A 26,322-nucleotide genomic window follows, 5' to 3' on the forward strand; every position below is an offset into this window, starting at 1 on the left:
TACAAAGAGGATTCGGAATTAGCCCAGTGCCGACCAAATCCGCTTTCACAGTAGAATCGTCTTTCACCGTAGGCTCGAATTCAATGTAGAATATACCGGGACACAAACACGATCTAACGGTAGATCCACTCCCAAGTGCAGGGCGTATTCACGAAGTGAACGCCATGGTCCACGCTTATACAGTGTATAGCCGGGACGTTCTGAATCGAACACAATCCTGATTGGCCGATGGACTCCGAAAGCGGCCCTCAAACCACGTCAACATGGCATGGCCATATCTCGTCCGGGAAAAGTGCTCTCGGATATATACTCGACTGCATTGCCTTCTCGACAACTCGAAGCAACGACGGACCCGCCGAAAGTAAGGGCGGAGCCCCGAGAGGGTAACCAGGCCCGTCGCGTATCCGGAGCCTACAGAACTGATGAAGGACGATTCCAGGAGTGGGCTCAACCGTCTCGATCTAATTTTCAGGTGGTTTGCCACCACGATAGACAAATGAGGGTCGAGCAGCCACCGATCGATATGTGTCCCGGCGCCAGTGTCCAGTTCGTGACGATTCGGATCGGGGCCAATTCGGACGATGCCCCCAGAGCACGTCGCCAGTGCTTGACGGCTGCGAGTTTGCTGGCCCGGAATCACGAACCTCGCTCTCCACGGGTTCGATTGGTGGCTTGGTCTGCAGCCATCGATCGAGCAAACCTCCAATCGAGACAGGATATATTCTGCCTCGCAACCCACCGTCGGCAGTCGCTCGAAACGCCCGGTCGGTAAAGAGCAATGTGCGAGAATTCACTTGTAAACTATATAGCGCTATATCGAATTCCCTATGGACTCAAGCTATCATCCTCACGCTTCATCAGTATTCTCGGGGTGCAGATCACGACGTTCGGCCGCCATAGAAGCGACCGTCGTTCGCGTGTGAACTATTAATAGCCTGGCCAAACGTTTCAGGGAGCGAGGGCTCCCCACGGAGGAAACACATGATATTGACAGTCACACCGAATCCAGCAGTCGACCAGACGATCAAGCTGAACGAGGAAATAGAATCGAATATCGTCCAGCGGAGTGCCGAGGCACAGTTCAACTCGGGAGGCAACGGGATCAACGTCTCACAGTTCCTCCGGGCACTGGGGTCCGAAACGGTCTCGACCGGCATCGTCGGCGGATTCACGGGCTATTTCATCGAGCAGGATCTCGAGGGGTACGACGTGCCCACGGACTTCGTCTCGGTCGAGGGTGAAACTCGCATCAACACCACGATACTCACACCCACAAGTGAGTACCACGTAAACCAAAAAGGCCCGAAAGCAGACGAAGACGCCGTCGACAATTTGATTGAAACCGTCCGGGAGTACGATCCGACGACGATCAACATCGGTGGCAGTCTGCCGCCGGAAATGGGTCCGGCGGACATCGATCGGATCGACGCGGCCGGTGACTGGAACACCGCTGTCGAGGTCCATGGCGAGGTCTTGACCGCCCTTGATCGGGAGTACGAGTACTGCAAGCCGAACCGCGAGGAATTGGAGGCCGCGACCGAGATGGAGATCGATTCGGTCGACGACTGTGCCGAGGCGGCGAAGGCACTACAGGAGAAGGGATACGAACGCGTGATCGCGTCGATGGGGAGCGACGGCGCGGTGATGGTCACACCCGGGGAGACACTCTATGCACCGGCGCTGGAAGTCGACGTCGTCGATACGATCGGCGCGGGCGATTCCATGTTGGCTGCAATCCTGTGGGCGTACGAACAGGGCTGGAACAACGAACAGGCCCTTCGGGCCGGCATCGCCGCGTCTGCTCAACTCGTCAGTGTGATGGGACCGAGTGTCCACGAGCTCAACCCGGAAACGACGATGGATCAGGTCACGGTCTGGTCGCTTGACGGGTAAGACGGTGCCACCCCTGCCGAACGAGTCTGCAGCACCAGGCCCCTCCAAGCCGGCGCATTCGGACCGCAGCGGAAACTTGAACGTCTAGCGCTCGAACCCACCCGTATGGGCCGAAATGGCATAGACTCAGTCGAGTACTACGGGGGTGAGTTGCGATGACCAACGTCCGCGATCCAGCTGTCTCCGGGCGGTTCTACGCCGGCGACGAACGGGCGTTACGCGAACAGATCGCCTCAGTTTACGCCCACGAGATCGGACCGGGATCCCGTCCAGACGTCCAACCCGGAGAGCCGTCGATCGCCGGGCTGGTCGTTCCACACGCCGGACTGCCGTTCTCCGGTCCCGTCGCAGCACACGCTTACGCTGCGCTGGCTGTGTCAGGGCGTCCGGACACCGTTGTCGTCGTCGGCCCGAACCACACGGGCGTCGGGGAGCCGGTGGCACTCCCCGGATCCGATGACTGGCGGACGCCGCTGGGTGACCTCCCCGTCGACAAAGCGTTACGAGGCGTACTCTCTGAGACGACAGAAGCCACGGTCGACGAGCGCGCTCACGCCGGGGAACACGCCGCCGAGGTACAACTGCCCTTCCTTCAGGACCTGTCCGATGAGCTCTCGATCCTGCCGATCAGCCTCCGGCGACAGGACGGCGAGACGGCCCGTCGACTCGGATCGACGATCGAGGAGGCGATCGACGAGGCGACCGTCGTCATCGCCTCCAGCGACTTCACTCACTACGAGCCCCACGAGAAGGCCCTCGAACGCGACGAGCTCGCTCTCGACCGGATCCGCGCCGACAATCCGGACGGACTCCTCGAAACGGTCGAACGCGAGGGACTGTCGGTCTGTGGCTACGGCGCGATCGCGACGATGCTGCGGGCCGTCGACGGCGAGAGTGAGGTACTCGCCCACGCGACGAGCGGTGACACTGCCGGCTCGAAGGACGAGGTGGTCGGGTACGCCGCAGTGGCGGTCGAATGATTGCTTGGGCGTATAGTGACGGGCGAATGATTGCTTGGCGTCAGAGCGCTGCAGTCAGACGGGTTCACCCAGGGCGTAGACGGTATTGTGGCCGGTGATCTCGACGTCGACGAACTCGCCCAGCGCGAGCCCCATCGACTCGGCCCCGGGAACGGCGACCTGCCGGTGGGCCTCGTCGTAGCCGACCAGCGAATCCTCGGTTCCGTCCTCGACGAGCAGCAGCCGCCGCCGCTCGCCGACCATCGCCTCGTGGGCGGCGCCGACCACGTCCATCTTCAGGTCAGTCATCGCCTTCGATCGCTCCTTCTTTTTCGTGCCGCCCAGCCCGTCCATCTCGGCGGCGTCGGTCCCGGGCCGCTTCGAGAAGCGCGTGACGTTGAGCTTCTCCGGTTCGACGCGTTCGAGCAGGTCCATACTCGCCCGGAAGTCCGATTCACTCTCGGTCGGGAAGCCGACGATGAAGTCCGTCGCGAGCGTCCAGTAGTCGAGTCGCTCCTCGAACGCGTCGATGATCTCGATAAACTGCGGGGTGCGGTGGCGACGACGCATGTCGTCGAGGACGTCATCACTTCCGGATTGGACGGGTGCGTGCAAGAAGTTGTAGAGTTCGTCGTACTCGGCGAAGACAGCGGCGAGTTCCTCGCGCATGCCGTAGACACCCTTTGGATTGGCCATGCCGACGCGAACGCGGAAATCTCCGGGGAGTTCACAGATCCGTCGGAGGAGTTCCGGGAGCTTGTGTTCGCCGTCGTCGAGTCCGTAGACACCGGTATCCTGGCCCGTAATCCGGATCTCGCGAGCGCCGGCTTCGAGCAACCGGCGGGCCTTTCCGACGTTGTCCGCAATAGAGGGAGAGTCGATCGTCCCCGTGGCCTGCTTGGTGATGCAGTACGAACAGTCCGACAGACAACCACGAGCGATGGGCAAGATTCCCGTCACTCCGTCCATGAGGATCTCAGTATCTGGGGTCGTGGTCGGGCACTCGCCGTTGCGAACGTACTCCGGGACGTCGTCCCAGTGGAGGATCTCGGCGTCGATGCCGGCCTCCCGGAAGGCATCTCCCTGGGCGAGGGCCATACAGCCGGTTATTACGAGGTCTGCCGGCGTCTGTGCGTCGAGTTCTTCGGCCCGCCGGAGCATGTTGCGCTCGGTCTTCTCGACGACCGTACAGGTGTTGAGGATCGCCACGTCAGCCCGATCGGGGTCGGGCGCCGGGTGGTGGCCGCCGTCGCGGAGGGCCCGCTCGATCGCCTGGCTCTCGCCCCGGTTGGACGTACAGCCGTAGGTCTCGATGTGGTAGCGGGCCATCGTAGTACACCATTCTACGGGTGGACGACTAAAAGCACGACGCATCGGGAACGGCCTCGGCTGTCGGAACCGTTCAGTTCTGCCGGAACACGTCGAAAGCATTATCTGGCGCTTCGCTGAAATTGCAGGTGGTATGGCACGTCGAAGCCTTGCTGCCCTGATCGCAGTCGTGACCCTCCTTCTCGTTAGTGGGGTGGTGGTCGCGGCCGAAACGGGCGCCCAACAGTTAGACGAACCGACGCCGAACCAAACTGACACGGCCCAAGAGGCCTACGTCACTGAGAACGGTGACGTAATCCTCGCCTACGAGGACAGCAACACGGGCGAAGGGAGTGGACACTTCGGCCTCAACGTCTCCGAGGGGCTCCTCTACGGAATCTACGAGGGGCCTAACCGGGACTCGAACGTGACCGGGTCGTTCTCGATGACCGCCGACCAATCGCAGATGAACGGCTCCGGCAGTCTCTCGGCACCCCGGCCGGACGAACTCGAGTCTCTGGATTTCGAGGTCGATAGCGTGACCTCGCCCACTGAGGCACGCAGTGACGTCACTCTCGACACGTCGATCGCCCTCCCCGAGGATAGCGCAATGATCGCCGCGGTGTTCGACGAGGCGAAGACGAACGGCGAGATTCGGACGACCGGGACGACTCTCTCAACGACGGGCAGTGCCGAATGGACGATGACGTTGCCCGGGACATCCGCGGAGAGTTACGATTACAACCTGCGCGCGACCGATGGCGGGCACGTCCTCGAAGTCGAGCGCAAAAGCCAGGTCTCCGAGCGTAAGGCCGGAATGTGGGACACGCGTGAGAACGCGACCGAGCAGATCCGCCGGCAGTTCGAGGGGATGACGTCCTCAGTCGGTGGATCCAGTGACGTCACGATCGACTCCTACAGCTTCGAGGCGACCGAGAGCGGTGGACAGCTCTCCCTCGCCTACACGGTCGAGATCGAGGGGCTGAACGAGCTGCTTCGGCAATCGATTGCGACGGGAATGTCGGGGCCGATGGCAACCGGTACGTCGTCGTCGTTCGGTCCGAATCAGGACGAGATCAGTGAAGACCTCTCGAACCTCTCGATCGAACGCGCGTCGGTATCCATCGAGACAGGATCGGACGGTGGCTCGGCGGAGTGGAACGTCAGCGTCGAGAACTACGACGGACTGATGCAGAGCTACTTCGCGGCGATGGAGGCCAGTGACGAAAGCGGGTTCATCGCCAATCAGTCCGAGCGTTTCGAGGAGCAACTCGCAGCCATGGATGCTGCGGACTACGTTCAGACCGGCACCTGGGACGCCATAGTGGAGACGACGTCTGACGGTGCGATCACCGCAAACGTCTCTCTACAGCAGCGGTCGGAAAACTGGGAGGCGTACGTCACCGAACGGGAGAATCGGGATCTCCCGCCGGTCGGAACCCAAGAGTTCGGACTGTCGGTCCTGGCCGAGGGTGACCACGTCACTGCCGACGGGTCGTTCCTGATCCAGCAGGAAGATCTCTACAACCGAACCCTCGAGAACTACGAACAGAGTCTGCAAGCGGGAGGTACTGCCACGCCGTCCGTCAGAGAGGCCTTCGCCGTGATCGAGGAGGTCGGCTTCCGCGGTGCCCGACTCGACGCCTCCCTCAACGAGTCGACTGTCACTGTCGAAGGCGGCGCCGCCGTCGACAACCTCTCGGCCGCAGTCGAGTACCTCGACATGCCTGGGAACGCCTCGGTCGAACAGGCGTACATGTCCCAGGACGCCGATGGAACAAAGGGGAACGTCCGGCTCAGCGACGCCGTCGACGCCAACGACGAGTCGACCGTCCGGCAACTCGAGTACGTCTCCGAGGAGACGACCGTTCACATGCCCGGCGATTGGGACGGCGACTCCAAATCGTTCCAGTCGCTGAACACCGAGCAAGTTCGCTCGTACGTGCCCAACGCGGACGGCACGGGAGACGATAGTTCTGAGGGAATGTCGACGGTACTCCTGGCCGGCGGCGTCGGCGCGCTGGCCCTGGTGGGCATAGTCGTCGCCGTCGTCTGGCGGAGACAAGGGTAATCAACCCTCGTTTTGTCTCACCTTGGCCGTCAAAAGCATAGAGCTGACTGAACGAATGCGAACGTCCGATCGTTCGCCACAAGAATCGCGATCGCCGATCCGTTTCACTTCAAGGACGTGATCGCGGTGTTCTTCGATGCTATTTGGACTGAAATTGCCAGTAAGCGACGGCAATGATGAGGGGCCCGAGGCGACACCAGATACCCGACGAAACCATCCAGACACGGGAGATAAGGCGAGAGCTGCTACGGGCAACCGTCGAACAGATTGGTGACCTGGATACGGCGTCGAACAGCGCAGAGAGCAGCCACAGGATGGCTGATCGGAAGTTTTTCCACAGTTGCCTCATTGTCGAAATATATGGTCTTACCGAGTGGGTTCGTCGTTCCGGACGTCCCATACCTGGTGGCACTGGGACTCGGCACCCTCCTCACGACGTTGCTCCTGTGGGGCTTGGAGCCTCCGGTGACGAGAAAACATGTCGTTGCTTTCCTCCCATGGACCGCTGTCGGCGGCGTTACCCACGCTTTCTATCAGATTTCGATCCCCCCGGCAGTCACTACTCCGCCGGGGTTGTACCCCGAGGGGGTCGCCCCACTGTTCTCGGCGCCCGCAGTGTACGTCACCGTGTACATCGTAGTTGGGATCGTCTGGCTATTACTCCTGTTTGTCGGGACGATCAGCGGCACTCTTGACCGCACGCACCTGCATCTGGGGATCACTGGCCTGGGCGTGCTGATCGTGTTCCTGACCGCAATGGTGTGGCAGGGCCTGGAGATTGGGCTGTCGCCGATGTGGCCGATCGTTGGATTCATCCTCGCGTTGCCGATCACCGCGGCTGCGTACTTCGTGTTGAGTATCAAGTGGACGAGCGTGGTCGCGCGAACGGGTCTAGCCGGAGCGTCTGTTGTCTTCTCTCACGTGTTCGACGGGGTGATCACTGCGATCGGCTACGACGTGCTCGGAGCGTCCGAGCGTACCCCGCTCCCGGCGATGATTATGTCGTTTGCGGGCGATCTCCCGACGGCGCCATATCTCGGGGCGGGCTGGTTGTTCGTGATCGTCAAGGTGATCGTCGCCACGCTCGTGGTCGCCGTGGTCGCGGACCTCATCGATGACCGTCCCGCCATGGGGGGCCTCCTGCTCACGTTCGTGGCGGCGGTCGGTCTCGGGCCGGCAGCCAACAACTTCGTGTTGTTCTTCCTCGGATAAGGGGTGGTCCCATAGCAACAGACGGCCGAGAGCGAGCGCTGTGACACTACCATGGCAGTGAGTCCGGTCTCCCAAACGAACCGTGCGAGTTTTCACGGCCCCATCCAATGACAATCTAACGATGTCAAATCCGGTCAAGAAGGCGTCCCGACGGCTCAGACGCCCGCTCGAACACCGGATATCGGCGTTCCGTCGATGGGTCGAACACACACAGAACCTCTTACATCTGACGATTCTCGTCGTCATCCCGCTGTTGATGGGAATCGTAACCACACTGTCGAACACCGTCGATGCACTGCCGTACTTGCTCTTTCCGCCGCTGGCATCGGGATCGTATACGTTGTTCTCGGATCCGGAAGGCGAGAAGGCCTCACCACGGCGGTTCGTTGGTGGACTGAGCGTCGGCGCGCTGTGTGGGTGGCTCGCACTGACCGTTATGACGCGTTACTGGGAGCACATCCCACCGGGTCAGTATCGGGTCCACGCGAGCGCAGTCGCCTTTGGTCTGTTCCTGACTGGGGCGGTAACGTGGGCTCTCGACCTGCAGGAAGCCTCCGCGTACTCCACTGCGTTGCTCGTCCACGTCACGGGAGCCACCCAGATCGGGTACGTCCTGAGCGTGTTCCTCTCCAGCCTGCTGGTTGCCGGGGTCTTTCTCGTCTGGCGGGAAGGGCTCTACGAGAAACGGGCGGAGTTCCTGTACGATTCGATCCATGGCGACGACCACGTACTCGTCCCGATGACCGGCGATCAACCCGACGCAACTGCGATGTTGGGTGCGCGCCTGGCTGGGGCGCACGATGCAGGCAAGGTCGTCCTGCTGGAGGTGGTCGACGACGAGGCAGTCGCCCGCGCCGAGCGAGAACTACTCGATGCCGAGAGTGGTCCAGCGATCGGGAAGACACTTGACGATACCCGGATCACCGAAGCCGACCGAGAGACGCTTCGGGAAACCGCGGGGTTCGACGAGGAGATGTTGGACGAGGTCGCCAGAGATCGGGCGGTCTCGGAGGTTGCGGACCGCCTGGAGACGACGGCCGATCGTATCGAGACGAAAATCGGCGTCCCGACCGACGTGGCTGTCGCGGTTGAGGGCGAATCGTCCGGAACGACGATTCTGGGGGCGGCACACGAAGCCAACTGTGATTTGATAGCGCTCCCGTACGCCGAACGCCACGGCGGGCTTTCGCCGACGATCCGTCAGCTGTTCGACGGCGACGTAGACGTCATCGTCCATCGCTCGCGGGACGGCCGGACGCGCTGGAAACGAGTTATGGTACCAGTCCGCGAGGCTGGCGGCGTCGCTCACAGTATGATTGACTTCGCGACCCGCCTGGTGGGCAAAACAGGACACATCAGTGTTTGCCACTGTATCGAGAACGAACATCGGCGTCGCCAGGCTGAGGAAATGCTGGCCGATCTCGTTGAGACCGTCCCCAGACGGCTGGAGACACGGGTCGCCGCCGCCGACATTCAACCGTTCCTCACGGAGAACACCGCCGGATACGACCTCGTGATCATCGGCTCGAGCCAGGATCGGAGCGGTGCGTCGCGATTCGTCTCGCCACCGACTTTCGAGCGACTGGACCACGTCGATGCGGACGTCGCAATCGTCGATAGGAACTACAGGCGAGGATAAAACCGCTCAGATGTCGTCTTCTTCCTTGACGTCGAGGATTCGATCGGCGATCGCTTCCATCCCCTCCCCACCCATCGCCGACTGGACAAGAAGGTGCCCGCCGAGGACGGCCGGGCTGATGACCGAGTCCGCACCGGCCCGCCGGAGTTTCTCGATGTTCTCGCGGTCGGTCGCGGCAGCGACGATCCGGGCGTCGGGGTTGAGCTGGCTGGCAGTCAGGATCGCGAGGGCGTCCTGGGCGTCATCGTTGGTTGCCACGAGGACCGCGCGAGCACGGTCGATACCGGCACGCTGGAGAGGTTCGTCGTCACTGGGATCGCCGACGATCGCGTTGATATCGCGCTTGCCGAGTGCTGTCGCGGCGGTATCGTCGGGTGTCACGACGATGAACTCGACCGTCGTCTGGAGTTCTTCGAGGATCGGTTCCGTGAGGTCGCCGTAGCCGAGCACGAGGACGTGGTCCTCGAGCCGATCGAGTTGTGAACGTGTCATAGTACCGAGTGCTTTTGCGAAGCGGGCCTGGATCATCGGGCCGATCAGCGAGCCCAGCGCCAGTGCGAACGAGGCAGTCCCGAGAACGACCACCGAGAGGGCAAACAGCCGCGGTCCGTCCTTAGTGGTGGGGATCACATCGCCGTACCCGACAGTCGAGGCCGTCACGACCGTGTAATATAGCGCGTCCGTAAGCGTATCCACCCCGCCGAACTCATCGCGTAACGCGTAAGTCCCGACCGTTCCGTAAGCCATCGTCCCGATCAGCGCCAGCAGTGCGGCCAGCTGGGCCGTCGAAAGATCGATCCCTCGATCGAACCGTCGGTAGCTCACCAGGACCGCCGGCAGCGAGAGCACCGAGAGGGCGATCAATGGAGTGGATGCAACGTTCGTCTGAACCAATCCCTGGAATGCTGTCACCGGCAAAAGTACGATCGTCGACAGCCACGCCGCCCGCAAGCGACGTCGGAGTCCGGCGACTGAACCCAGCATGAGAAATCCCGTCAGTGCACCCGTAAACCCCGCTGTCCGCTGGATCACGGCCGGAATGAACGGCTCGAGCGGCCCGGAGATCGACTGCGCGCCGACGTTGACCAGTCCCGTCGCGACCGAGAGAACGGCCACCGCGGTCGTCAGATAGATCGCCAGCTCCGGTCCAAGCCAGTCCCGAGCCTTGCCCATACCCGGATACTCCGCCGGCCCGGAGTAAAGTCTGCCGGGATGCCGTCCGGGAGTGGAATCTGCCGGAATAGCGTCCGGGAGTGGAATCTGCCGGAATAGCGTCCGGGAGTGAAAACTGCGGGGACAGCGCGGCCGGGACAGATCGACATCGTCCCGGTCGGGAGAAAACGGGACAGCCGGTACTGATTTCATACTGGCCGCGGTCGGTTCAACCATGCCATCGTTGCCGGTCGCGTTGCTGTTCGGCGTCTACCTGGGGATCCTCACGGGCATCATCCCTGCCCTGGTCGCCTGGGTCCTCGGGTTCCTGTTCAAGTACCTCACCGGCGTCACGCTCCCGGGATTCGGTGTGGTGGTCCTCGGCGTGGCGCTGGCCGGGGTCAACGGCGGACTGCTAGCCCTGGCAGACCCCTCGATCACGGGGTCGGCCAACGCCCCCTCGGTCGTCGTCGCTCTGCTGATCATCATGATGATGGTGCTATACGCCCACAGCAAGGGCGATCAACTCGGGGCGAGTGCGCCACGGAAGCTGTCTCTTCGGAAGCTCGGCGAGCGGACGCTCTCGCTTGACCTGATAGAATCGGTAGGGAGCAACGAGGTCCGCGTTCGAGTTACCGGAGAAGTCGCCGACATTGAGGGATACCCGCCGCTGCCAGAGGACCTACGCGAGGAGATCACAGGCGGCGAGTGGACTTTCCCGGCCGACCTCGACTTACCGGAGCTGGAAACCCGACTGGCCGAACGCCTCACAAACGAGTACGAACTCGGGGACGCCTCTGTCTCGATCGACGAGCGCGGGCGGGCGACCGTCGCCGCCGCGCCGCCGTTCTCGGGACTCTCGAAACGGATCGAGTCCGGCAAGCGCGCGGTCTCGGTCGACGCACTGGTGCCGACCGGTCTCGCCCGCGGGGACGTAGCGACCGTCGTGACGGCGGACACGCAGGTCCGGGGAACGGTGCTGAGCGCCCGATCGGCCCGCAGTGACGGTACTACGCCACCCTCGACGGCACCGGACACAGGACCCGATGGGACGGTCGAGAACACAGAGGATCCGGACCCGGTCAGGGCACCGACGACGATGGGCGGCGACGGCCAGGTGACGATCGCAGTCGGGCGGACCGACGCCGAGGCGCTATTGCGCTCGGACCGGGGGACGATCATCGTTGAGGCGCGTGGCACCCGCCGGGAGTACGCACTTATCTCCCTGCTCCGGCGGGCGGGCAAACGGTTCCGTCGGGTAACCGTCCGAGCCGGCGGCGAACTCGAGGGCGAAACGCTCGGCGCGGCCGGACTCGATGCACGGTTCGGTGCCGTGGTCCTCGCGGCCAGAGACGGCAGCGGCTGGCAATTCGACCCACCGGGAACGTGGGAACTCGAACCCGGGACCGAGCTGTACGCGGTCGGGACCCGGGACGGGCTGGACGAACTCGGGGAGGCAATAGCGTGATTCGGTCTGTTCCGATTCGATTCGAGGGCGTCCCGGCACCGCCGCTGCAAACGTCGGGTACGACGGCTGGGGTACTGGAGGCGGCTGCCCAGATCGGTGGACTCGCGATCATCGCAGGGGCGGTCGCGGGCGCGGTCGCGATCGCGTTCCGCTGGTACGCCCGCAAGAAGGTTTCGACCCCGCCGGCAGTCCTACTTGCAGTGGCGGTCGTCGCGGCCTACCTGAACGCGACCACCGCGCTCGGGCAGGTGATGGGCGGCGATGCCGTGCTGAGCGTCAGGGTCGCGCTGTTCAACGTGAGCGCACTTCTCGTCGGGACTGTCGGGGCGCTCGTCGGGATCACCATCGGCGACCGACTCGCCCGCACGGTACTCGGCGGGACCGGTCCGATGGCCGTCGATCAGTCCCTCGGCCGCGTCGTCAGGGCCGTCGGTCGCGTCATCACCGTCGAGTTGCCCGCGGAGATCGACGACGTTCCCGGATACGACCCCGTCGATCCAGACACGAAGGCCACCCTGGAGGGCAAGACGTTCGTCTTTCCCCGCGGTCTGACCGTCGAGGAGTTACGCGAGCGCCTGGCTCGTCGCCTGCGGGAGGACTACCGCGTCGGCCACGTCGACGTGGAGATCGACGCCGACGGGACAGTGACGCATCTCGGGTTGGGATCGCGCGCGGCAGGGATCGGGCCGACGCTTCCACCCGAAAGCGCCGCACTGGCGATCCGGGCTGACCCCGCCCACGCGGCCAGCGCGGGCGACCTCGTGCAGGTGTGGACTCGCAACCCTCACACGCGGCTGCTCAACGCCGAGGTCCGGGGCACGGCCGGCGAGGTCGTCACGCTGGCGATCGACGCGGCTGATGCGTCGAAACTCGATACCGACGAGCGGTACAAACTCGTCACGCTACCTGTCGAGGAACGAGCCGATCGGGAGCTGACGGAACTGCTTCGGGCGGCCGAGGAGACACTCGGCGTCGTCGAGGTCGGCGACGGGAGTTCCCTCGCGGGGACGCCCATCGGGGCACTGGACGTGACAGTTGTCGCCGTCCACGCCGGCGGACCAGATGATCGAATCGAGGCGCTTCCCGCGCGTGATCGCGTTCTCGCAGCCGGGGACTCGCTGTACGTGATCGCTCGACCAGACGTGATCCGACGGATCGAATCGGCGGCGGACGCGTCCGAAGGAACGGGCGAGCGCGCTTCGAGTACACTCTCGTCGGTGACGGAACCGACGAGCCGCGATCCGCCGACGAATGCAGCCGAGCGGGACGCAAACGCGGATGACGAATCAACGGAGGACCGACCACCCGGGGACGAATCAACGGAGGACCGACCACCCGGGGACGAAACAACGCTGACCGACGAGGAGCTGCCCGAGCGAGCGGCCGACGAAACGGCTTCACGATCGGACGAGGAGACATCCGACGAGAGCACGAAAGGGGCGGGAGACGACACGTGGGGAGATACCTTCGACGAGAACACGAAAGAGACGGAAGAGGACACATCAGGGGGCGCCTTCGACGAAGACACAAAGGAGACGAGCGAAGACCCGGCGACGGGACCGTTCGACGACGAGCCGTCTGACGGAACGCCTGCAACGGACACCGAGGGAGAGAGCGAATCGGAGTTCGCGGCGGAGTCACTACAGCCCAGCGAGGGCCATTCCGGGGAGTCGGTCGATGAAATATCCGGCGTGGACAGTCTGACCGAAGAGGATGAGCTGTCCGATCTGGACGAATTGGCCGACACAAATGACTTCTCAGACGTGGACGAATTGGCTGACGAGAGAACTGACGCAGATGACGAGGAGTCTACCGATCGCAACACCGAGTAAGCCCACCCCGGAACGTTCTTTCCCTCGGCGTCCTGCACGCCAGGTATGAACGTCACCTGGCGACTGTTTGCGACGCTGGGCGAAGCAGCGGGCGACAACGAGGTTACTCTTGAGGTGCCAGCCGAGGCGACCGTCGCTGATACCCTGGAAACGCTGTTCGCGCAATACCCTGCCGTCGCCGAAGAGGCACGCGACGAGGACGGATCGGTCTACGAGCACGTCCGGACGCTCCACGAGGGCGAGGACGTCGACGAGCCGCTGGATTCGGATCGGGCGATCGCTGACGGCGACGAACTGGCACTGTTCCCGCCAGTCAGCGGCGGGTGAGTCGAACACCGATTCACGAGCGGGATCGACAGCCGCGACTTGATCGGGTTAGTTCCAGGGAACCGATCGCTCAGTGATCTCGCCGGCCAGCGGTTCTTGCATAGCTGCCCCAGGATCGTCGCGGTTGGCCAGTACCCACATCAGCTTGACCATTGCCGTACCGGGAAGCATATCTTCGCCTTCGACGACGCCCGCATCGAGGAGGTCGCGGCCCGTATCGTAGACGCGATCACAGACGCGACCGTCGAGACACTGGCTGGTCATCACGACCGTCGTCCCGTCGTCGGTCAGGGCGTCGATCCGGTCGATCCAGTCCGTGTTGACGTGGCCCAGGCCCGTCCCTTCGATCACGACGCCCGCCGATCCCTCGACGGGATCGAGCATCGACGGTTCCGCGCCGGGGACGAACTTCACGAGGTCGACGTCCGTTTCCAGGTCCGCTTGCAGTTCCAGGTCCGGTTCGCCACGTTCGTCGTACTCTTCTCGGAACGTGATCTCGCGGTTGTCGTAGTCGACCTCGCCGAGTGGGGCCCGACCGACCGTCTCGAAGGCATCCCGACGAGACGTGTGGTTCTTGCGAGCGCGGGTTCCACGATGAAGCGCACAGACGTCGTCGCTCTCGGTAGCATGCATACAGACCATGACCTCTGCGGCGTCACTCGTTGCGGCCTCGACGGCACAGACGGCGTTCATCACGTTGTCGCTGGATGGGCGATCGGCGGACCGCTGGCTGCCGGTGAAGACGATCGGTACCGGGGTCTCGAGCATGAAGGAGATGGCGCTAGCGGAGAAGGCCATCGTGTCAGTACCGTGCATGACGACGACGCCGTCCGCGCCGGCTTCGATCTCCTCGTGGATAGCACGAGCCAGATCAACCCAGACGTCGGGTGTCATGTTCTCCGAGAGGATGTTTGCGACGACACGGCCCCGATAGTTGGCCAGGCCGGCGAGTTCCGGGACGGCCCGGAGGACGTCCTCGGCGTCGAACTGCGCGGTGACGGCCCCGGTCCGGTAGTCGACGGTCGAGGCGATGGTCCCGCCGGTCGAGATCAGTGAGACGGTCGGCAGATCCTCGTCGAATTCGACGGCCGACTGTTCGCTGGTTTCGCCCGGTTCGATGTCGTAGACACCCGATTCGAGGACGGTCATCTCGGTGGTCTCGCGATCGACGCCGACGTTGTATCCATTCGGGAGTTTCACCACGATGGTCTCCTCGGTCGAGGAGGGGAGGACGACCCCCTCGATAGACCGGTCGTCGCGATCGACCCGCACGCGATCTCCTGAGTTCATGTACCCGTCGCTATCGGGTCGGGTGACGTAAAACCATCTTTCCCGGGCGGGAAAGGTCCATGTGGCTGGCACACTCAGGACCTACATGGTCGAACGTTCCGAGGAACAGACGCGCGAGCGGTCGGTGGGTGTGGACGCGGACGCGGTGGATGTCGATCTCGCCGAGAGAGCCGAGGTCGACGGGGACACTCCCGACCGCGGCGTCGGAGGGGAGTCGACCGGCCGATTGGGTCGACTCCGGAGGCGGTTCGGTTCGATATTCTCGGTACGATCGTTCCTTCTGAGCCTGCTCACGACCGTCGTTGGGGCCATCACGTTCGGATTCGTGATCCCCTTCTTCGGCTCACTGGCAGCTCTGGGAGGCGTCTTCGCCGTCGCGTTCGCGTTCGGCGCCCTCGGAAGCAGACGCCGGTATCTGGAAGTCGGCCTGGCCGGTGCGGTGACGGCGGCGCTGGGCACACTCACCGAGTTTCTGGTCGTCACGCTGGTTGGAGAGAGCCAGCTACTCGTCGTCTTCGGTGCAGGGAGCGGTCTCCTCGCAGCATTGGCCGGCCACTACTTCGGCCGGGACCTACGGTCGGGCATGACCCGAAACGTCTGAAACGATCAGACGGCGAGTTTCCAACCGTCATCCGTCTGTTCGACGACGTCGCGGGATTGTAAGGTCTCGATGACGTCTTCGACCACTGACGGCGGGACCTCGGCCTCACGCGAGACAGTCTCGACGTCGGTCGGGCCGTCGGCGAGAACGCCCATGATCTCGACGTACAGGCGCCGTTCGCCTTCTTCGATCTCGTCGCCAATCTGCTCCATGACGTCCGTCATGCGACCCTGCACCCATCGCTGAGCCAGTGACAGTTCGTTCTGGAGGCAGCGCAGCCGGCGCAATTCGACGGCGAGTTCCGGAAGGTCTGAGGCACCGTCCGGATCCACGTCGATCGAGAGGTGTTTCGTCGCAGTGATATCAAGCCCGGAACTCGCCGGATAGGCAGTCTTCGTCCCGAAGTCGTACGGTGAGGCCGAAACTTCGAGTCGAAACCCCCGTGAAATATAGAAGTACTTCCGACGGCGGTCGTCGGTCCGGCTCTCGACCAGTCCGGCCTCCTCAAGTTGACGGAGGTGGTCGATGACCGCTTTCGGACTCACGCCGAGGTAGTCGCTGATCTCGGTAACGAAACAGGGCTTGCGTGCCAACAACCGCAGGATGCGACGCCGGTTGGCGTTCCCCAGTAGATCCAGCAACTCGGCGGATTCCATTTACGTGACGTTACCGCTTCTCCTTGATAAGCGTGTCTGTCAGCATTGGGGAACGCGGGCCATCTCACGAAGGACAGTTACGTCCATCCCACGGACGACTGAGCAAGAATCGACCGTCGATCACGCGTCCGTCGAGCTGCCTTCGGATTGCTAGGTTGATCGCTCGTCCGGCGGCCCTGCTCCGTCATCTGGTGGGCCAGTCCCGCCATCGTTGGATGGTCCTGTTTCGTCGTCATCGGGTGGGCCAGTCCCGCCATCGTTGGATGGTCCTGTTTCGTCGTCATCGGGTGGCCCTGTTTCGCCATCGTTGGATGGTCCTGTTTCGCCGTCATCGGGTGGTCCTGTTTCGTCGTCATCTGGTGGTCCTGTCTCGTCATCGTCTGGCGGCCCCGCTCCGTTATCATCCGGCGGTCCCGCCGTATCGTTGGTGGGCGGACCGGCGGGCGCGTTGGCCGGTGGACCGGTCTCGTTGTCGTCCGGCGGACCGGCGGGCGCGTTGGCCGGCGGGCCACCCGGGACACCGTCCGGTGGGCCGAGCGAGAGATTGCGGGCCATCGAGGCCACCTCGTGCCCCGACAAATTGGCCGCCTCTGTGCGGAGTCGGTCGAGCCGCACCGCGTTGACGCCAGTGCGATCAGCGACGCGTTCGGTCTCGTTGATCGACCGCTGGAGGTTCCGAACGCGTGTGGTGAGACGCGCGACCTCACCAGCGGTCGCCGGATCAGTGACGTTGACGCCCTGTCCTTGCATTCGATCCAGGGACGCCTCGAGTCTCTGGAGGCGGTTCTCGAGGCGTTCAGTCCGGCTTTGAACCTGTCTGGCGGCCGTCGACGCGTTCTCGTCGACACGCTGGACCCACATGCCGGTCTCGACAGAGTCGCTCGCCGTGGCCGCACTCGACTGCATGAAGGCACTCATCTGACTGCCGAACGTGCCCTCGCTCGCGTTTCCGCCCGTCACCTGGGCGACACCGACCTCTGCAGTCGCCGCCGATTCCCCATCGACGCCGGCCGTCGCGTAGGCCAGCGCCGGCACGGCAACGAGCGCGAGGACCACCAACAAGACGACGAAGGCACCTCGTGGCTGCATAAGAGATTCTACACCCCCACTACACTAAAACGTCAGCGGCCGTTCGGAACCGTTCACGGGCCGATGAAACGCTATGAGACAGTCCAAGACCGTTTTTCAATCCGTCTGGATAGGTTATCGGTTACTGTCCAGTATCGGTGGCTCAACGGTCGAGATACCGTTCGTCAGAACGTCCCGAAAGCGATTCGACCGCTGGAAAAGGTTTATATGATTCGGTATGTCATATGTTATTGTACCGCATGTTTGAACAGTTCTCGCGATCCTACTACCTGGGTCGGCTGTACGTACAGCCCAACAGCGGGGACGCCCCAGCGATGTGCGAACGACAGCACCGGGCCATCCGCCGGCAACTGTATGACGACTCCGGCGATGAACGACCGCCACTCGTAATGAAACTCGGTTCGCGGCACTTTCCGGTGTCCGCCGTCGAGTCTGTGCCCGCGGACACCCTCGCAGTGCCGCCTGCGGTACTGAGCGAGTCGGGCATCGAGAACCCGCCGTCGCTCCGGGAAGTGTTGCTCGCGACTGACGACCGTGCCGAACAGTTGCTCTCGCTGTCGGGCGTCGGCTGACGGGAGCCCGCCGGGATTTAAGCCCGTTGGGCTCCCCGAGTTCGGGTAATGCTCGACGATATTCTGGGGAAGACTGAACTCAGAGAACGGATCGAAGAACTGGAGGAACGAAAGGAGGACACACGCCGGCAACTCGAGGCGGAATCGAAGCGGCGAGCCGACGCCGTCACGGCGCGCCAGGAAGCCGAGCGCGAGGTCAACCGACTCCAGGACCGCGTCGTGGAACTGGAGGACCGCGTCGAGCGACTCCAATCCGGCGAGCGCCAACTCGATGTCCGGCGTGAAGAGACCCTCCGTGACGAGCGACTCGATGCCGTCCTCGACCGTCTGGAATCGTTCGAGACAGGCGAGGAAGAAGCGCTCACGGCCTACGTGACGAGCAACTCACTGCCGTCGGCCGTCAGTGACATCCTCGGCGAGCGGGCAGCGCTCGTCTCGCGAGCGAGTCCCTGCTATGTCTTCGTCGACGACGCCGGGATCTGTAGCGTCGCGCTCGAGCCGTCGATCGCCCCCGAGCCGTTCGTCACCTGGGACGACGAGTTCCGAATCGATCAGTCCTCTTTCCAGCCCCAGGGAGAGTACACGCTGGCACTGGTTCGGTCGGACCTGTTCGCCATGGGCGTCTACCAGGGGCGTGAGCGAATCGCGTTCCACGGATTCGACAGCGATCTCGGCCGGAACCACTCCAAGGGTGGGTTCTCCCAGGCGCGTTTCGAACGACTCCGGGACGAACAGATCGACGATCACCTCGATCGCTGTCAGGCCGCCCTCGAAGAGCGGACCACGGATCGACTCTATCTCGTCGGGGAAGGGACTGTTCTGGACGAAATCGACACGGCAGCCGACGTGACCGCGACAGTCGACGCGACCGGCGATCCGGAACCGGCACTCGAAGACGCATTCCGGGACTTCTGGACGACGACGCTGAACGCGATCTGATCAGCGCCACTCGGCGAACGTCTCTGTGTCCCGACTTCTGGTGACGTACTCCCGCTGCATCGTGTGGATGGCCGTTGCGAGGTCGTCACCGTCGTCGAGATGCTCGCGGACGCGATCTTTCTTCCACTGGCTGGGCGTCGTTCGCTCCTCCCATCGCGCTTCGATCGGTCCGAGGAGTTCGTCGATCCGGCCGTCCGTGAACCCCTGTTCGCGGAGGCCACGCCGTGCGTACTCGAAGACTTCTCCGAATATCTCCTCGGCGTCCGACGTCCGCGTGCCGTCGACGCGGATCCAATCGAGGTCGGCGTCCGGACCGTCATCGACGGCCGCGTAGAAGCTCTCCCGAGCGGCCTCGGCTGGGAGTTCGGCAATTGGGTGTTCGGACGCGACGAGCCCGCGCAACAGGCCGGCCGTCAGCGCTTGGAGACCGATCACGTCTCGAACTGTCGGCTGGGTGGGCAGGGGCCGATACTCGATCCGGATCGAGCGTTCGTCGCCGGCGTCGGGAACCGGATCGCCACCGATCACCGCCCGGACCCACCGCCAGTAGGTCCCGCGCTTGTGCTCGAACTCCGGGAACGCGTCCGCGAACGCCTCCGTGCCCGCCTCGCTTTCGTCGTCGAGCCACTCGCTCAAGAACGGGGCATACCGATCGTCGACAGCGATTTGCTCGATCACGTCGGCCGTCCGTTCGATGTCCGCGGGAACGCGGACTTTCGGGTCGCCGGTATAATTGACCGACTGCTCGAAGACGGGGACACGAAGTTCGTGTGGCGTCTCCGTGACCAGTGCCGTGGGATCAGCCACGTCCTCGTAGAGATCGGGCGGCAAGAACGGCGAGTTGGCCGCGAGCGCGAGCAGGGGGCCGAGCGTTCTGATCGCGGCGTTGAAATACGACGGGACGGTCTCGATGTCGGGGATCTGCAGGTGTGGCTGCATCGACGTGGCCAGCGACTCGAAGAGAATCGTCGGAAACGTCCGGGACGTGCCGGGGACCGCGAGCGGGACTGTCCCGTCGACGAGTCTCAGTACCTCGTTGTCGATGGCGTAATACCGAGGATCCGCCCGCATGTTCCTCGCCAGCGTGACACCGTCCTGGATCTCGTGGGCGGAAAGATACGGTTCGCTCCCGCCCTCGGTGGGGACTGTCCACATCGCATCGAGAGCGAATCCGGCGTCCGTGCCGAGCGCGTCTCCCGCCGCTTCGAGTGCGGTTTCGATCCCGATCCGCTGTGATTCGAACCCACTCGGCCGGAGGGCCACCGGTTCGGTGTTGACCTCGGCGTTGTGCAGGCCGAGCTCCTTGCTGACGCGCTCGCTGGCCCCGTAAACGGCGTCGGGAACCTTCCGTAGACGCGGCGCGGATCCGTCGGTAGAGACGGCATACACTTCCATCTCCAGGCCGATCGCAAAGTCTTCAGTCTCGAGATCGCCGGCAGCGAGACGCTCCCGGAGATACGTCGCCTGCGTTTCGACCCGTTCGTCGAAGACTCGTCCCGACTCCGCCGCGAGCGACCGCCTCACGAGCTCGACCGGTGACGTCATCGAACGCCTGTTCGAAACCCCGACACAAATACGTGAGTTCCCCGGCAGCCGACGTCGACGTTCAGATCGAGCCTCACTCGTCAGCGATATCGACCACGAGGACGGGGATGTCGGCGTTCTCGACGACGCGCTGGGTCACGCTGCCGAGGTTCGTGAGGCGATCGCGGCCCGTCCGACCGTGGGTTCCCATGACGATCAGGTCCGCATCGATGTCCCCCGCGTATCGGAGGATGTCACGGTGCGGGATCCCCTTTCGCAGTTCCGTGACGACCGGGACCTCCGCATCCTCGACCTGTGACCGGAGGCGCTGTAGGGCGGCCTCGCCGTCTGCCTCGAGGGAGTCGATCACCTCTTCCTGGGCACCCTTCTCGGCGGCGAGGTACATCCGCCGATCGAGGACGTACAGGCCGTGGACGGTCGCGTCGTTGTCCGAAGCGATCGAGACGACGTGTTCCAGGGTCTTTCCCGTCCCGCCGCTCCCGTCAGTCGGTGCCAGAATGGTATCGTACATTACACTTGCTAGTACGGCGCCGTCTGTAATAGTTGTACATGCCACGGTAACGCCGGTCGACAGTATCCCGCCGTGCGAGCGGGTGTGAGAAAGTCAGCGACCGGTGAAGTTGGGGTGGTTCGAGACGTGACGCGGCAGGTACCGATGCTGCTGTGGCAATCCTTCGACGTCGTTCTGTACCTGTTTGCGGAGTTCTGCCAGGGACATGTCTCGTTCCTCGTCGTCGGCCCGGACGTTGACGCCGAGTTCGTCGTCCTCCATCTCCCGGTCGCCGACGACCACGTAGTACGGTACCCAGTCGGTCTCCGCGCGGGCGATCCGCTTGCCCACCGATTCGTCGCGATCGTCCACGTCGGCGCGGACATCTGCGTCCTCGAGGTCGTCGACGAGTCCCTCGCAGTACTCGAGGTGTGAATCAGGATTGACGGGGATGAACCGGACCTGAGTCGGCGAAAGCCAGGTCGGCAACTGGGGCGTTTCCATCGTCGCGGCGTCCTCCAACAGGGCGGCGAAGACGCGCTCGATGCCACCGGAGGGCGAGTAGTGCAAGATCGGCGGGTGATGGCTGTCGGTGCCGTCGGTGTACTCGATATCGAAGCGTTCGGCGCTTTCGACGTCGATCTGAACCGTCGGGTTCTCGATCGGCCGGCCGAGGCCGTCGATGGCCGCGAAGTCGATCTTCGCCGACCAGTAGTGGTGGCGCTCGGGGATGATCTCGATCAGAGCGGGCTTGCCGAGTTCCGCGACGACATCTTCGACCCACTGTTCGTTGTCCTCGTAGAACTCACGGGTCATCCGGATCGCCGGCTCGTAGTTGAGATCGAGGTCCTCGGAGGTCTGGAGGGCAAGTTCGGCCTGCGTGCGGAGTTCCTCGCGTGCTTGCTCCATGTCTTTCGTTGCCGTGTGCATGTCCGGCATCGTGAACGCGCGCAGGCGCTTGAGGCCAGTCACTTCCCCCTTCTGTTCGCGCCGGAAGGAGTACGTCGACATCTCGTAGACCCGCAGCGGGAGGTCGTTGATAGAGATGTGCATGTCCCGCATGATCGAGAACTGGCCGAAACACGCGGCAAAGCGCAGCATCATCCGGCGGTCGCCCGATTCGAAGCGGTACTGACGTTCGCCGAATTTCCCGGCGTGTTCGTCGATCGCCCGCGCACCCAGATCATACATGATCGGCGTTTCGACGGGCATTCCGCCGTAGTCGACGACCAGATCGTTGACGTATTCCATCAGCGCGTCCCGGACGAGCTTGCCCCGGGGATACCACCGGAGGTTCCCGACGTCGCTCAGGTCGTCGTAGCCGACGAAGCCCTTCTCCTGCATGAGGTCGACGTGTGGCGGTTCTTCGCCCTCGCTCGCGACGATGCCCTCGACTTCGTCCTCGATGAAGGCCACGAGGTCCTCGCCCACGTCGTCTTTGGCTGCCACGGCGTTCTCTAGGTCGCCGTCGGGGGTCATCACCTTCCACTCGCTGGGTTCGCGGTCGGGTTCTCCCTGGGCCTCGTTCTCGTCCTCGTCGCGGTGAGCAGCGACGTGCCGAGAGAGTTCCGAGAGCGGATGGCCCTTACAGGAGACCTCGAAGGCCTTGTACCAGCCGAAGGGGGCCCGGAGGATCTCGTAACCCGCGGCTTCCATCTCGCCCTCGAGACGTTGCATGACCTCCTTGGCAGCGTCCGGTCCGGCGAGGTCGTCGCTGAGATGGGCGTAGGGATACAGGACCACGTCGTTGGTATTGAGTTGGCCAGCGACATCTTCGAGTTCAGTGATGGCGTTCTCGACGACGCCGTCGAGATCGGCCTCGTCGTCGCTCTCGACGCTGATGAAGACGGTTACGCAATCTTCCATGCGTCCCTCCATCGGGACACCTTCGGTCTCAGCGAGGTCACCGCCCCCTGCCTTCTCGGTCGTCTCGAACTCCAAGTGATCCGAGTGGACGAACAGCAGTCTCATATCGAAATGGTTCCGGCGGCCGGTAAAAAGGGTGCCGAATGCGGTCACACGACTCCACCCTGGAAAGGTCTGTCGTGTGACCGATCAGTCGGCCCGATCACGATGGAGGTTAGCTCGCCGAACCCCGCCGTGCTCGGATGGATACTGGTGGTGACCGGGCGCTCCAACAGTGTGTCAGCAACGACTTGGTTGGCATCGATAGTCGGTCCTGACTGAGTCGCCGTAGAACCGGCCGCACTTTCGACGCGTGCCACCACGTGCTGGTGCTTACCGACCCACGTTAGCTCTCTTGATCCTTGAGCGTCTCGAGTTCCTCTTCGACGGCCCTCTCGTCGGTGTCCTCGCCCTCAGGATCAGTGCGCTCCTCGGCCGCAGACTCTTCGCCAACGTCGGCTTTCAGTGTCTCCAGTTCGGCGTCGACCTCCCCTGACGTGCGAACCTCCTCCAGTTCGCGGTCGAGTTGATCCTGATCGGAGATTGAATCCTCGAACGCACCGGTATCCCGGAGTTCGTCCATCGCGGCAGAACGAGCTTCCATCTCCTCGGTCTGTTCCTGTGCACGTTCGATCGCCCGGCCGACGTCCTCGAACTCGTCGCCAGCCCCCGACATGGCCTCGGAAACGCGTGCCGAGGCTTCGGCGGCCTCATAGCGGGCTTTCATGGTCTCCTTTTTCGTCCGGAACTGCTCGACCTGGCCCTGGAGTTCGTTCTTCTGCTCGACGAGCTGGTCCTGCTGTCGCTGGAGATCGGCGATCTGGCCCTCCAGATCTTCGATCTGGTTCATCTTCTGCTTTTTCTTCTCCAGGGCCTGGCGAGCGAGATCCTCACGGTCCTGTTTGACAGCCTCGCGGGCCTGATCGTTGTGTTTCTCGACGTTCTCCTCCAATCGACGCTTCTGGATCTCCAGGCGTTTCTTTTGGGTCGTCAGGTCCGCGATTCCCTGTTTGACATCCTGGAGTTCGTCCCGGAGTTGTTCGTAGGAGTAATCCAGAGTCTCGGAGGGGTCCTCCGTCCGATTGAGGAGAGCGTTGACCTTCGAGCGGACAACATAGGAGGCGCGCGAAAGGATTCCCATAGGGTTTCGTATGGGAGGGACGTTCTTAAAACTCTCACACGTATCGAGACGGCCCAGGTGCTATGACAGCGACCGGCGAACCCGGTCGCTCCCGAAACGGTTTAGGGGTGGGGCCGCCCACCGTCGGTATGCCGAACGAGCCCGAAACCGAGTACGATCCGGAGCTGGGTCGGAAGTTCATTTTCGTCACCGGCGGCGTGATGTCCGGCCTGGGTAAGGGCATCACTGCCGCGAGTACCGGCCGATTGCTCGCCAACGCCGGCTTCGACGTGACCGCGGTCAAGATCGACCCCTATCTCAACGTCGACGCCGGGACGATGAACCCCTACCAGCACGGGGAAGTGTACGTCCTCAAGGACGGCGGCGAGGTCGACCTGGATCTGGGGAACTACGAACGGTTCCTCGACATCGACATGACCTCCGATCACAACGTCACCACGGGGAAGGTCTATCGGGAGGTCATCGAGAAGGAGCGGGCCGGGGACTACCTCGGCCGGACCGTCCAAATCATTCCGCACATCACCGACGACATCAAGCGCCGGATTCGAGAGGTCGCCGAGGGAAGTGACGTCTGCATCATCGAAGTCGGCGGCACTGTCGGCGACATCGAAGGGATGCCCTATCTGGAGGCGCTCCGGCAGTTCGCCCACGAAGAAGATGAAGAAGACATTCTCTTCACCCACGTCACGCTAGTCCCGTACTCGAAGAACGGCGAACAGAAGACCAAACCGACCCAGCACAGCGTCAAGGAACTCCGGTCGATCGGGCTCCAGCCGGACATTCTGGTCGGACGCTGTGAGGACAAACTCCAAGACAGCGTCAAGGAGAAAATTGCGCTGTTCTGTGACGTTCCCACAGAGGCCGTCTTCTCGAACCCGGACGTCGAGGACATCTATCACGTCCCGCTGGTCGTCGAGGACGAGGGTCTCGACGAGTACGTCATGGACGAACTTGGACTCACCGAGGAGGCAGCACCCAAAAGCGAGCGGGACAACGGTTGGCGCGAACTCGTCACCCAGGACAAGACCGGGTCGATCGAGGTCGCGCTGGTCGGTAAGTACGGACTCGAAGACGCCTACATCTCGATTCACGAGGCACTGAAACACGCTGGCCTCGAGACCAACGTCGAGGTCGAGACGACGTGGATTCATTCGGAAGAGCTCGCGGACGGCCACGACGACAAACTCGATGAAGTCGACGCTATCGTCGTCCCGGGTGGCTTTGGCTCCCGTGGAACCGAGGGCAAGATCGAGGCAATCCGTTACGCCCGCGAGAACGATGTCCCCTTCCTGGGACTGTGTCTGGGCTTCCAGATGGCCGTCGTCGAGTACGCCCGGAACGTGCTCGATCTCGACGGTGCCCACTCCGCCGAGATGGATCCGGATACGTCCCATCCCGTCATCGACATCCTGCCCGAACAGGAGGGCGTCGAGGACATGGGCGGGACGATGCGTCTGGGCGCACAGGACACCGAAATCGAGCCGGAAACGCTCGCGGCCGACCTCTATGACGACGCTACCTGCCGGGAACGACATCGCCACCGCTACGAGGTCAATCCGGCGTACATCGCGGACCTCGAGGAGGCCGGCATGACGTTCTCGGGAGTCTCGGGTCGCCGGATGGAGATTCTGGAACTGGCTGCCGAGGAGCACCCCTATTTCGTCGGGACGCAGTTCCACCCCGAATTCCGTTCGCGACCGACGCGAGCCTCCCCGCCGTTTGTCGGCCTCGTCGAGGCCGTCCTCGAGAAACGAGAGGACGACGAACGCGAAAGCGAACTCGAAGTCTGATCGATCGTCCGTTTTCGTGACTGAGAGTCCGACGCTTCGATGGCGAACAGCCGGAGGTATTACAGGCAACGGAGCCACACTGAGAGTATGGACGATTACCAGCAGTCCCTCCGAGAAGCGTTCGAGTCGCGTGGGTACGACGTCGCCGACGTGAGTCGGAACCGCAACCAGGTTCGGATCGTGGTACTGGAAGAAAACCCGGGCGCCGAGGAGTTCCGGTCGATTACCGAAGATGCCGTCGACGAAGACGCCGTCTTTGGACTGAACGTGACGACTGAGTCTGTCGACGGCCACGACGGGATGCAGACGGTCGTCTCGTTCCGGGTCCGATCCTGATCGATCCGCGACCGAACGCACTTCGACAGCCCGCGATGAGACGGCTCGACCCCAGAGACGTCGATCCGTGATTCCGGATAGAGCAACGGCCAAAGCACCCCCTCCCA

At 63.1% G+C, this 26,322-nt stretch carries 22 protein-coding genes; 13 read left to right on the forward strand and 9 right to left on the reverse strand.

Annotation, left to right across the window (positions count from 1 at the left end; all coding sequences use genetic code 11):
• Positions 1-981 precede the first annotated feature (981 nt).
• Together pfkB and amrB are read left to right on the forward strand one after the other, a co-directional pair.
• Entirely contained in the window at positions 982-1,893 is a 912-nt protein-coding gene (gene pfkB, locus BN2694_RS03035) for a 1-phosphofructokinase (protein ID WP_135662493.1), read from the forward strand.
• A 155-nt stretch (positions 1,894-2,048) separates the two neighbouring features.
• Positions 2,049-2,873, forward strand: coding sequence for an AmmeMemoRadiSam system protein B (amrB, locus tag BN2694_RS03040; protein WP_135662495.1), 825 nt, complete (start codon positions 2,049-2,051; stop codon positions 2,871-2,873).
• Between the two features lie 54 nt (positions 2,874-2,927).
• Here amrB and BN2694_RS03045 read toward each other — a convergent pair whose 3' ends face one another.
• Positions 2,928-4,181: a tRNA (N(6)-L-threonylcarbamoyladenosine(37)-C(2))-methylthiotransferase gene (locus BN2694_RS03045; protein ID WP_135662497.1), complete on the reverse strand. Its 1,254-nt coding sequence runs from the start codon at positions 4,179-4,181 to the stop codon at positions 2,928-2,930.
• A 133-nt stretch (positions 4,182-4,314) separates the two neighbouring features.
• On the opposite strand from BN2694_RS03045, the gene BN2694_RS03050 reads away from it, so the two are divergent.
• The 3 genes from BN2694_RS03050 (at position 4,315) to BN2694_RS03060 (ending at position 9,082) form a co-directional block, all read left to right on the forward strand.
• Complete coding sequence (locus BN2694_RS03050) at positions 4,315-6,231, forward strand: PGF-CTERM sorting domain-containing protein (RefSeq protein ID WP_135662499.1); 1,917 nt, start codon at positions 4,315-4,317, stop codon at positions 6,229-6,231.
• A 360-nt stretch (positions 6,232-6,591) separates the two neighbouring features.
• Positions 6,592-7,443 carry a DUF63 family protein gene (locus BN2694_RS03055; protein ID WP_135662501.1) on the forward strand — a complete coding sequence of 284 codons (852 nt, stop codon included), beginning with the start codon at positions 6,592-6,594 and terminating at the stop codon, positions 7,441-7,443.
• A 121-nt stretch (positions 7,444-7,564) separates the two neighbouring features.
• Positions 7,565-9,082, forward strand: coding sequence for an HPP family protein (locus BN2694_RS03060; RefSeq protein ID WP_135662503.1), 1,518 nt, complete (start codon positions 7,565-7,567; stop codon positions 9,080-9,082).
• 6 nt (positions 9,083-9,088) lie between these two features.
• Here BN2694_RS03060 and BN2694_RS03065 read toward each other — a convergent pair whose 3' ends face one another.
• The gene (locus BN2694_RS03065; RefSeq protein ID WP_135662505.1) at positions 9,089-10,255 is read right to left on the reverse strand and encodes an NAD-binding protein; all 1,167 of its coding nucleotides are present in this window, start codon (positions 10,253-10,255) and stop codon (positions 9,089-9,091) included.
• A gap of 214 nt (positions 10,256-10,469) precedes the next feature.
• On the opposite strand from BN2694_RS03065, the gene BN2694_RS03070 reads away from it, so the two are divergent.
• Genes BN2694_RS03070 through BN2694_RS03080 form a run of 3 tightly spaced genes read left to right on the forward strand, consistent with a single transcriptional unit; the run spans position 10,470 to position 13,861 of the window.
• Complete coding sequence (locus tag BN2694_RS03070) at positions 10,470-11,702, forward strand: potassium channel family protein (RefSeq protein ID WP_135662507.1); 1,233 nt, start codon at positions 10,470-10,472, stop codon at positions 11,700-11,702.
• A complete protein-coding gene (locus BN2694_RS03075) occupies positions 11,699-13,534 on the forward strand; it encodes a TrkA C-terminal domain-containing protein (protein ID WP_244605342.1) in 1,836 nt (611 codons plus the stop codon). The genes BN2694_RS03070 and BN2694_RS03075 overlap by 4 nt, the downstream gene beginning before the upstream one ends.
• A 45-nt stretch (positions 13,535-13,579) precedes the next feature.
• Complete coding sequence (locus BN2694_RS03080) at positions 13,580-13,861, forward strand: ubiquitin-like small modifier protein 1 (protein ID WP_135662509.1); 282 nt, start codon at positions 13,580-13,582, stop codon at positions 13,859-13,861.
• 48 nt (positions 13,862-13,909) lie between these two features.
• Here BN2694_RS03080 and gatD read toward each other — a convergent pair whose 3' ends face one another.
• Positions 13,910-15,151 carry a Glu-tRNA(Gln) amidotransferase subunit GatD gene (gene gatD / locus BN2694_RS03085; protein WP_135662511.1) on the reverse strand — a complete coding sequence of 414 codons (1,242 nt, stop codon included), beginning with the start codon at positions 15,149-15,151 and terminating at the stop codon, positions 13,910-13,912.
• 85 nt (positions 15,152-15,236) lie between these two features.
• Between gatD and BN2694_RS03090 the strand changes: the two genes are divergently transcribed.
• Positions 15,237-15,752 carry a hypothetical protein gene (locus tag BN2694_RS03090; protein ID WP_135662513.1) on the forward strand — a complete coding sequence of 172 codons (516 nt, stop codon included), beginning with the start codon at positions 15,237-15,239 and terminating at the stop codon, positions 15,750-15,752.
• 5 nt (positions 15,753-15,757) lie between these two features.
• Here BN2694_RS03090 and BN2694_RS03095 read toward each other — a convergent pair whose 3' ends face one another.
• On the reverse strand, positions 15,758-16,408 hold the full coding sequence (locus BN2694_RS03095; protein ID WP_135662515.1) for an ArsR/SmtB family transcription factor: 651 nt from the start codon (positions 16,406-16,408) through the stop codon (positions 15,758-15,760).
• A gap of 150 nt (positions 16,409-16,558) precedes the next feature.
• The gene (locus BN2694_RS03100; protein ID WP_135662517.1) at positions 16,559-17,497 is read right to left on the reverse strand and encodes a hypothetical protein; all 939 of its coding nucleotides are present in this window, start codon (positions 17,495-17,497) and stop codon (positions 16,559-16,561) included.
• 239 nt (positions 17,498-17,736) lie between these two features.
• Here BN2694_RS03100 and BN2694_RS03105 point away from each other — a divergent pair, with 239 nt between their 5' ends.
• The gene (locus BN2694_RS03105; RefSeq protein WP_135662519.1) at positions 17,737-18,069 is read left to right on the forward strand and encodes a DUF5802 family protein; all 333 of its coding nucleotides are present in this window, start codon (positions 17,737-17,739) and stop codon (positions 18,067-18,069) included.
• Positions 18,070-18,117: 48 nt separating this feature from the next.
• Positions 18,118-19,008, forward strand: coding sequence for a Vms1/Ankzf1 family peptidyl-tRNA hydrolase (locus tag BN2694_RS03110; RefSeq protein ID WP_135662521.1), 891 nt, complete (start codon positions 18,118-18,120; stop codon positions 19,006-19,008).
• On the opposite strand, the gene BN2694_RS03115 is transcribed toward BN2694_RS03110, so the two are convergent.
• The 4 genes from BN2694_RS03115 to BN2694_RS03130 form a co-directional block, all read right to left on the reverse strand.
• Complete coding sequence (locus tag BN2694_RS03115; protein ID WP_135662523.1) at positions 19,009-20,553, reverse strand: hypothetical protein; 1,545 nt, start codon at positions 20,551-20,553, stop codon at positions 19,009-19,011.
• A gap of 73 nt (positions 20,554-20,626) precedes the next feature.
• Positions 20,627-21,064, reverse strand: a complete 438-nt coding sequence (locus BN2694_RS03120) for a universal stress protein (RefSeq protein WP_135662525.1) — start codon at positions 21,062-21,064, stop codon at positions 20,627-20,629.
• 93 nt (positions 21,065-21,157) lie between these two features.
• Positions 21,158-23,014 (reverse strand): threonine--tRNA ligase, encoded by a 1,857-nt coding sequence (locus BN2694_RS03125; protein WP_135662527.1) that lies wholly within the window; start codon positions 23,012-23,014, stop codon positions 21,158-21,160.
• Between the two features lie 280 nt (positions 23,015-23,294).
• Complete coding sequence (locus tag BN2694_RS03130; RefSeq protein WP_135662529.1) at positions 23,295-24,089, reverse strand: PspA/IM30 family protein; 795 nt, start codon at positions 24,087-24,089, stop codon at positions 23,295-23,297.
• Between the two features lie 128 nt (positions 24,090-24,217).
• Between BN2694_RS03130 and BN2694_RS03135 the strand changes: the two genes are divergently transcribed.
• Together BN2694_RS03135 and BN2694_RS03140 are read left to right on the forward strand one after the other, a co-directional pair.
• Positions 24,218-25,879 (forward strand): CTP synthase, encoded by a 1,662-nt coding sequence (locus tag BN2694_RS03135; protein WP_135662531.1) that lies wholly within the window; start codon positions 24,218-24,220, stop codon positions 25,877-25,879.
• 87 nt (positions 25,880-25,966) lie between these two features.
• Positions 25,967-26,215, forward strand: coding sequence for a hypothetical protein (locus BN2694_RS03140; protein ID WP_135662533.1), 249 nt, complete (start codon positions 25,967-25,969; stop codon positions 26,213-26,215).
• Positions 26,216-26,322: the final 107 nt, after the last annotated feature.

The sequence above is a fragment of the Halorhabdus rudnickae genome (assembly GCF_900880625.1).
Classification (GTDB): domain Archaea; phylum Halobacteriota; class Halobacteria; order Halobacteriales; family Haloarculaceae; genus Halorhabdus; species Halorhabdus rudnickae.

Excerpts from the sequence above, each read along its gene's own strand:
- pfkB (WP_135662493.1), top strand. The coding sequence starts at position 982 with ATGATATTGACAGTCACACCGAATCCAGCAGTCGACCAGACGATCAAG.
- amrB (WP_135662495.1), top strand. The coding sequence starts at position 2,049 with ATGACCAACGTCCGCGATCCAGCTGTCTCCGGGCGGTTCTACGCCGGC.
- BN2694_RS03045 (WP_135662497.1), bottom strand. The coding sequence starts at position 4,181 with ATGGCCCGCTACCACATCGAGACCTACGGCTGTACGTCCAACCGGGGC.
- BN2694_RS03050 (WP_135662499.1), top strand. The coding sequence starts at position 4,315 with ATGGCACGTCGAAGCCTTGCTGCCCTGATCGCAGTCGTGACCCTCCTT.
- BN2694_RS03055 (WP_135662501.1), top strand. The coding sequence starts at position 6,592 with ATGGTCTTACCGAGTGGGTTCGTCGTTCCGGACGTCCCATACCTGGTG.
- BN2694_RS03060 (WP_135662503.1), top strand. The coding sequence starts at position 7,565 with ATGTCAAATCCGGTCAAGAAGGCGTCCCGACGGCTCAGACGCCCGCTC.
- BN2694_RS03065 (WP_135662505.1), bottom strand. The coding sequence starts at position 10,255 with ATGGGCAAGGCTCGGGACTGGCTTGGACCGGAGCTGGCGATCTATCTG.
- BN2694_RS03070 (WP_135662507.1), top strand. The coding sequence starts at position 10,470 with ATGCCATCGTTGCCGGTCGCGTTGCTGTTCGGCGTCTACCTGGGGATC.
- BN2694_RS03080 (WP_135662509.1), top strand. The coding sequence starts at position 13,580 with ATGAACGTCACCTGGCGACTGTTTGCGACGCTGGGCGAAGCAGCGGGC.
- gatD (WP_135662511.1), bottom strand. The coding sequence starts at position 15,151 with ATGAACTCAGGAGATCGCGTGCGGGTCGATCGCGACGACCGGTCTATC.
- BN2694_RS03090 (WP_135662513.1), top strand. The coding sequence starts at position 15,237 with ATGGTCGAACGTTCCGAGGAACAGACGCGCGAGCGGTCGGTGGGTGTG.
- BN2694_RS03095 (WP_135662515.1), bottom strand. The coding sequence starts at position 16,408 with ATGGAATCCGCCGAGTTGCTGGATCTACTGGGGAACGCCAACCGGCGT.
- BN2694_RS03100 (WP_135662517.1), bottom strand. The coding sequence starts at position 17,497 with ATGCAGCCACGAGGTGCCTTCGTCGTCTTGTTGGTGGTCCTCGCGCTC.
- BN2694_RS03105 (WP_135662519.1), top strand. The coding sequence starts at position 17,737 with ATGTTTGAACAGTTCTCGCGATCCTACTACCTGGGTCGGCTGTACGTA.
- BN2694_RS03110 (WP_135662521.1), top strand. The coding sequence starts at position 18,118 with ATGCTCGACGATATTCTGGGGAAGACTGAACTCAGAGAACGGATCGAA.
- BN2694_RS03115 (WP_135662523.1), bottom strand. The coding sequence starts at position 20,553 with ATGACGTCACCGGTCGAGCTCGTGAGGCGGTCGCTCGCGGCGGAGTCG.
- BN2694_RS03120 (WP_135662525.1), bottom strand. The coding sequence starts at position 21,064 with ATGTACGATACCATTCTGGCACCGACTGACGGGAGCGGCGGGACGGGA.
- BN2694_RS03125 (WP_135662527.1), bottom strand. The coding sequence starts at position 23,014 with ATGAGACTGCTGTTCGTCCACTCGGATCACTTGGAGTTCGAGACGACC.
- BN2694_RS03130 (WP_135662529.1), bottom strand. The coding sequence starts at position 24,089 with ATGGGAATCCTTTCGCGCGCCTCCTATGTTGTCCGCTCGAAGGTCAAC.
- BN2694_RS03135 (WP_135662531.1), top strand. The coding sequence starts at position 24,218 with ATGCCGAACGAGCCCGAAACCGAGTACGATCCGGAGCTGGGTCGGAAG.
- BN2694_RS03140 (WP_135662533.1), top strand. The coding sequence starts at position 25,967 with ATGGACGATTACCAGCAGTCCCTCCGAGAAGCGTTCGAGTCGCGTGGG.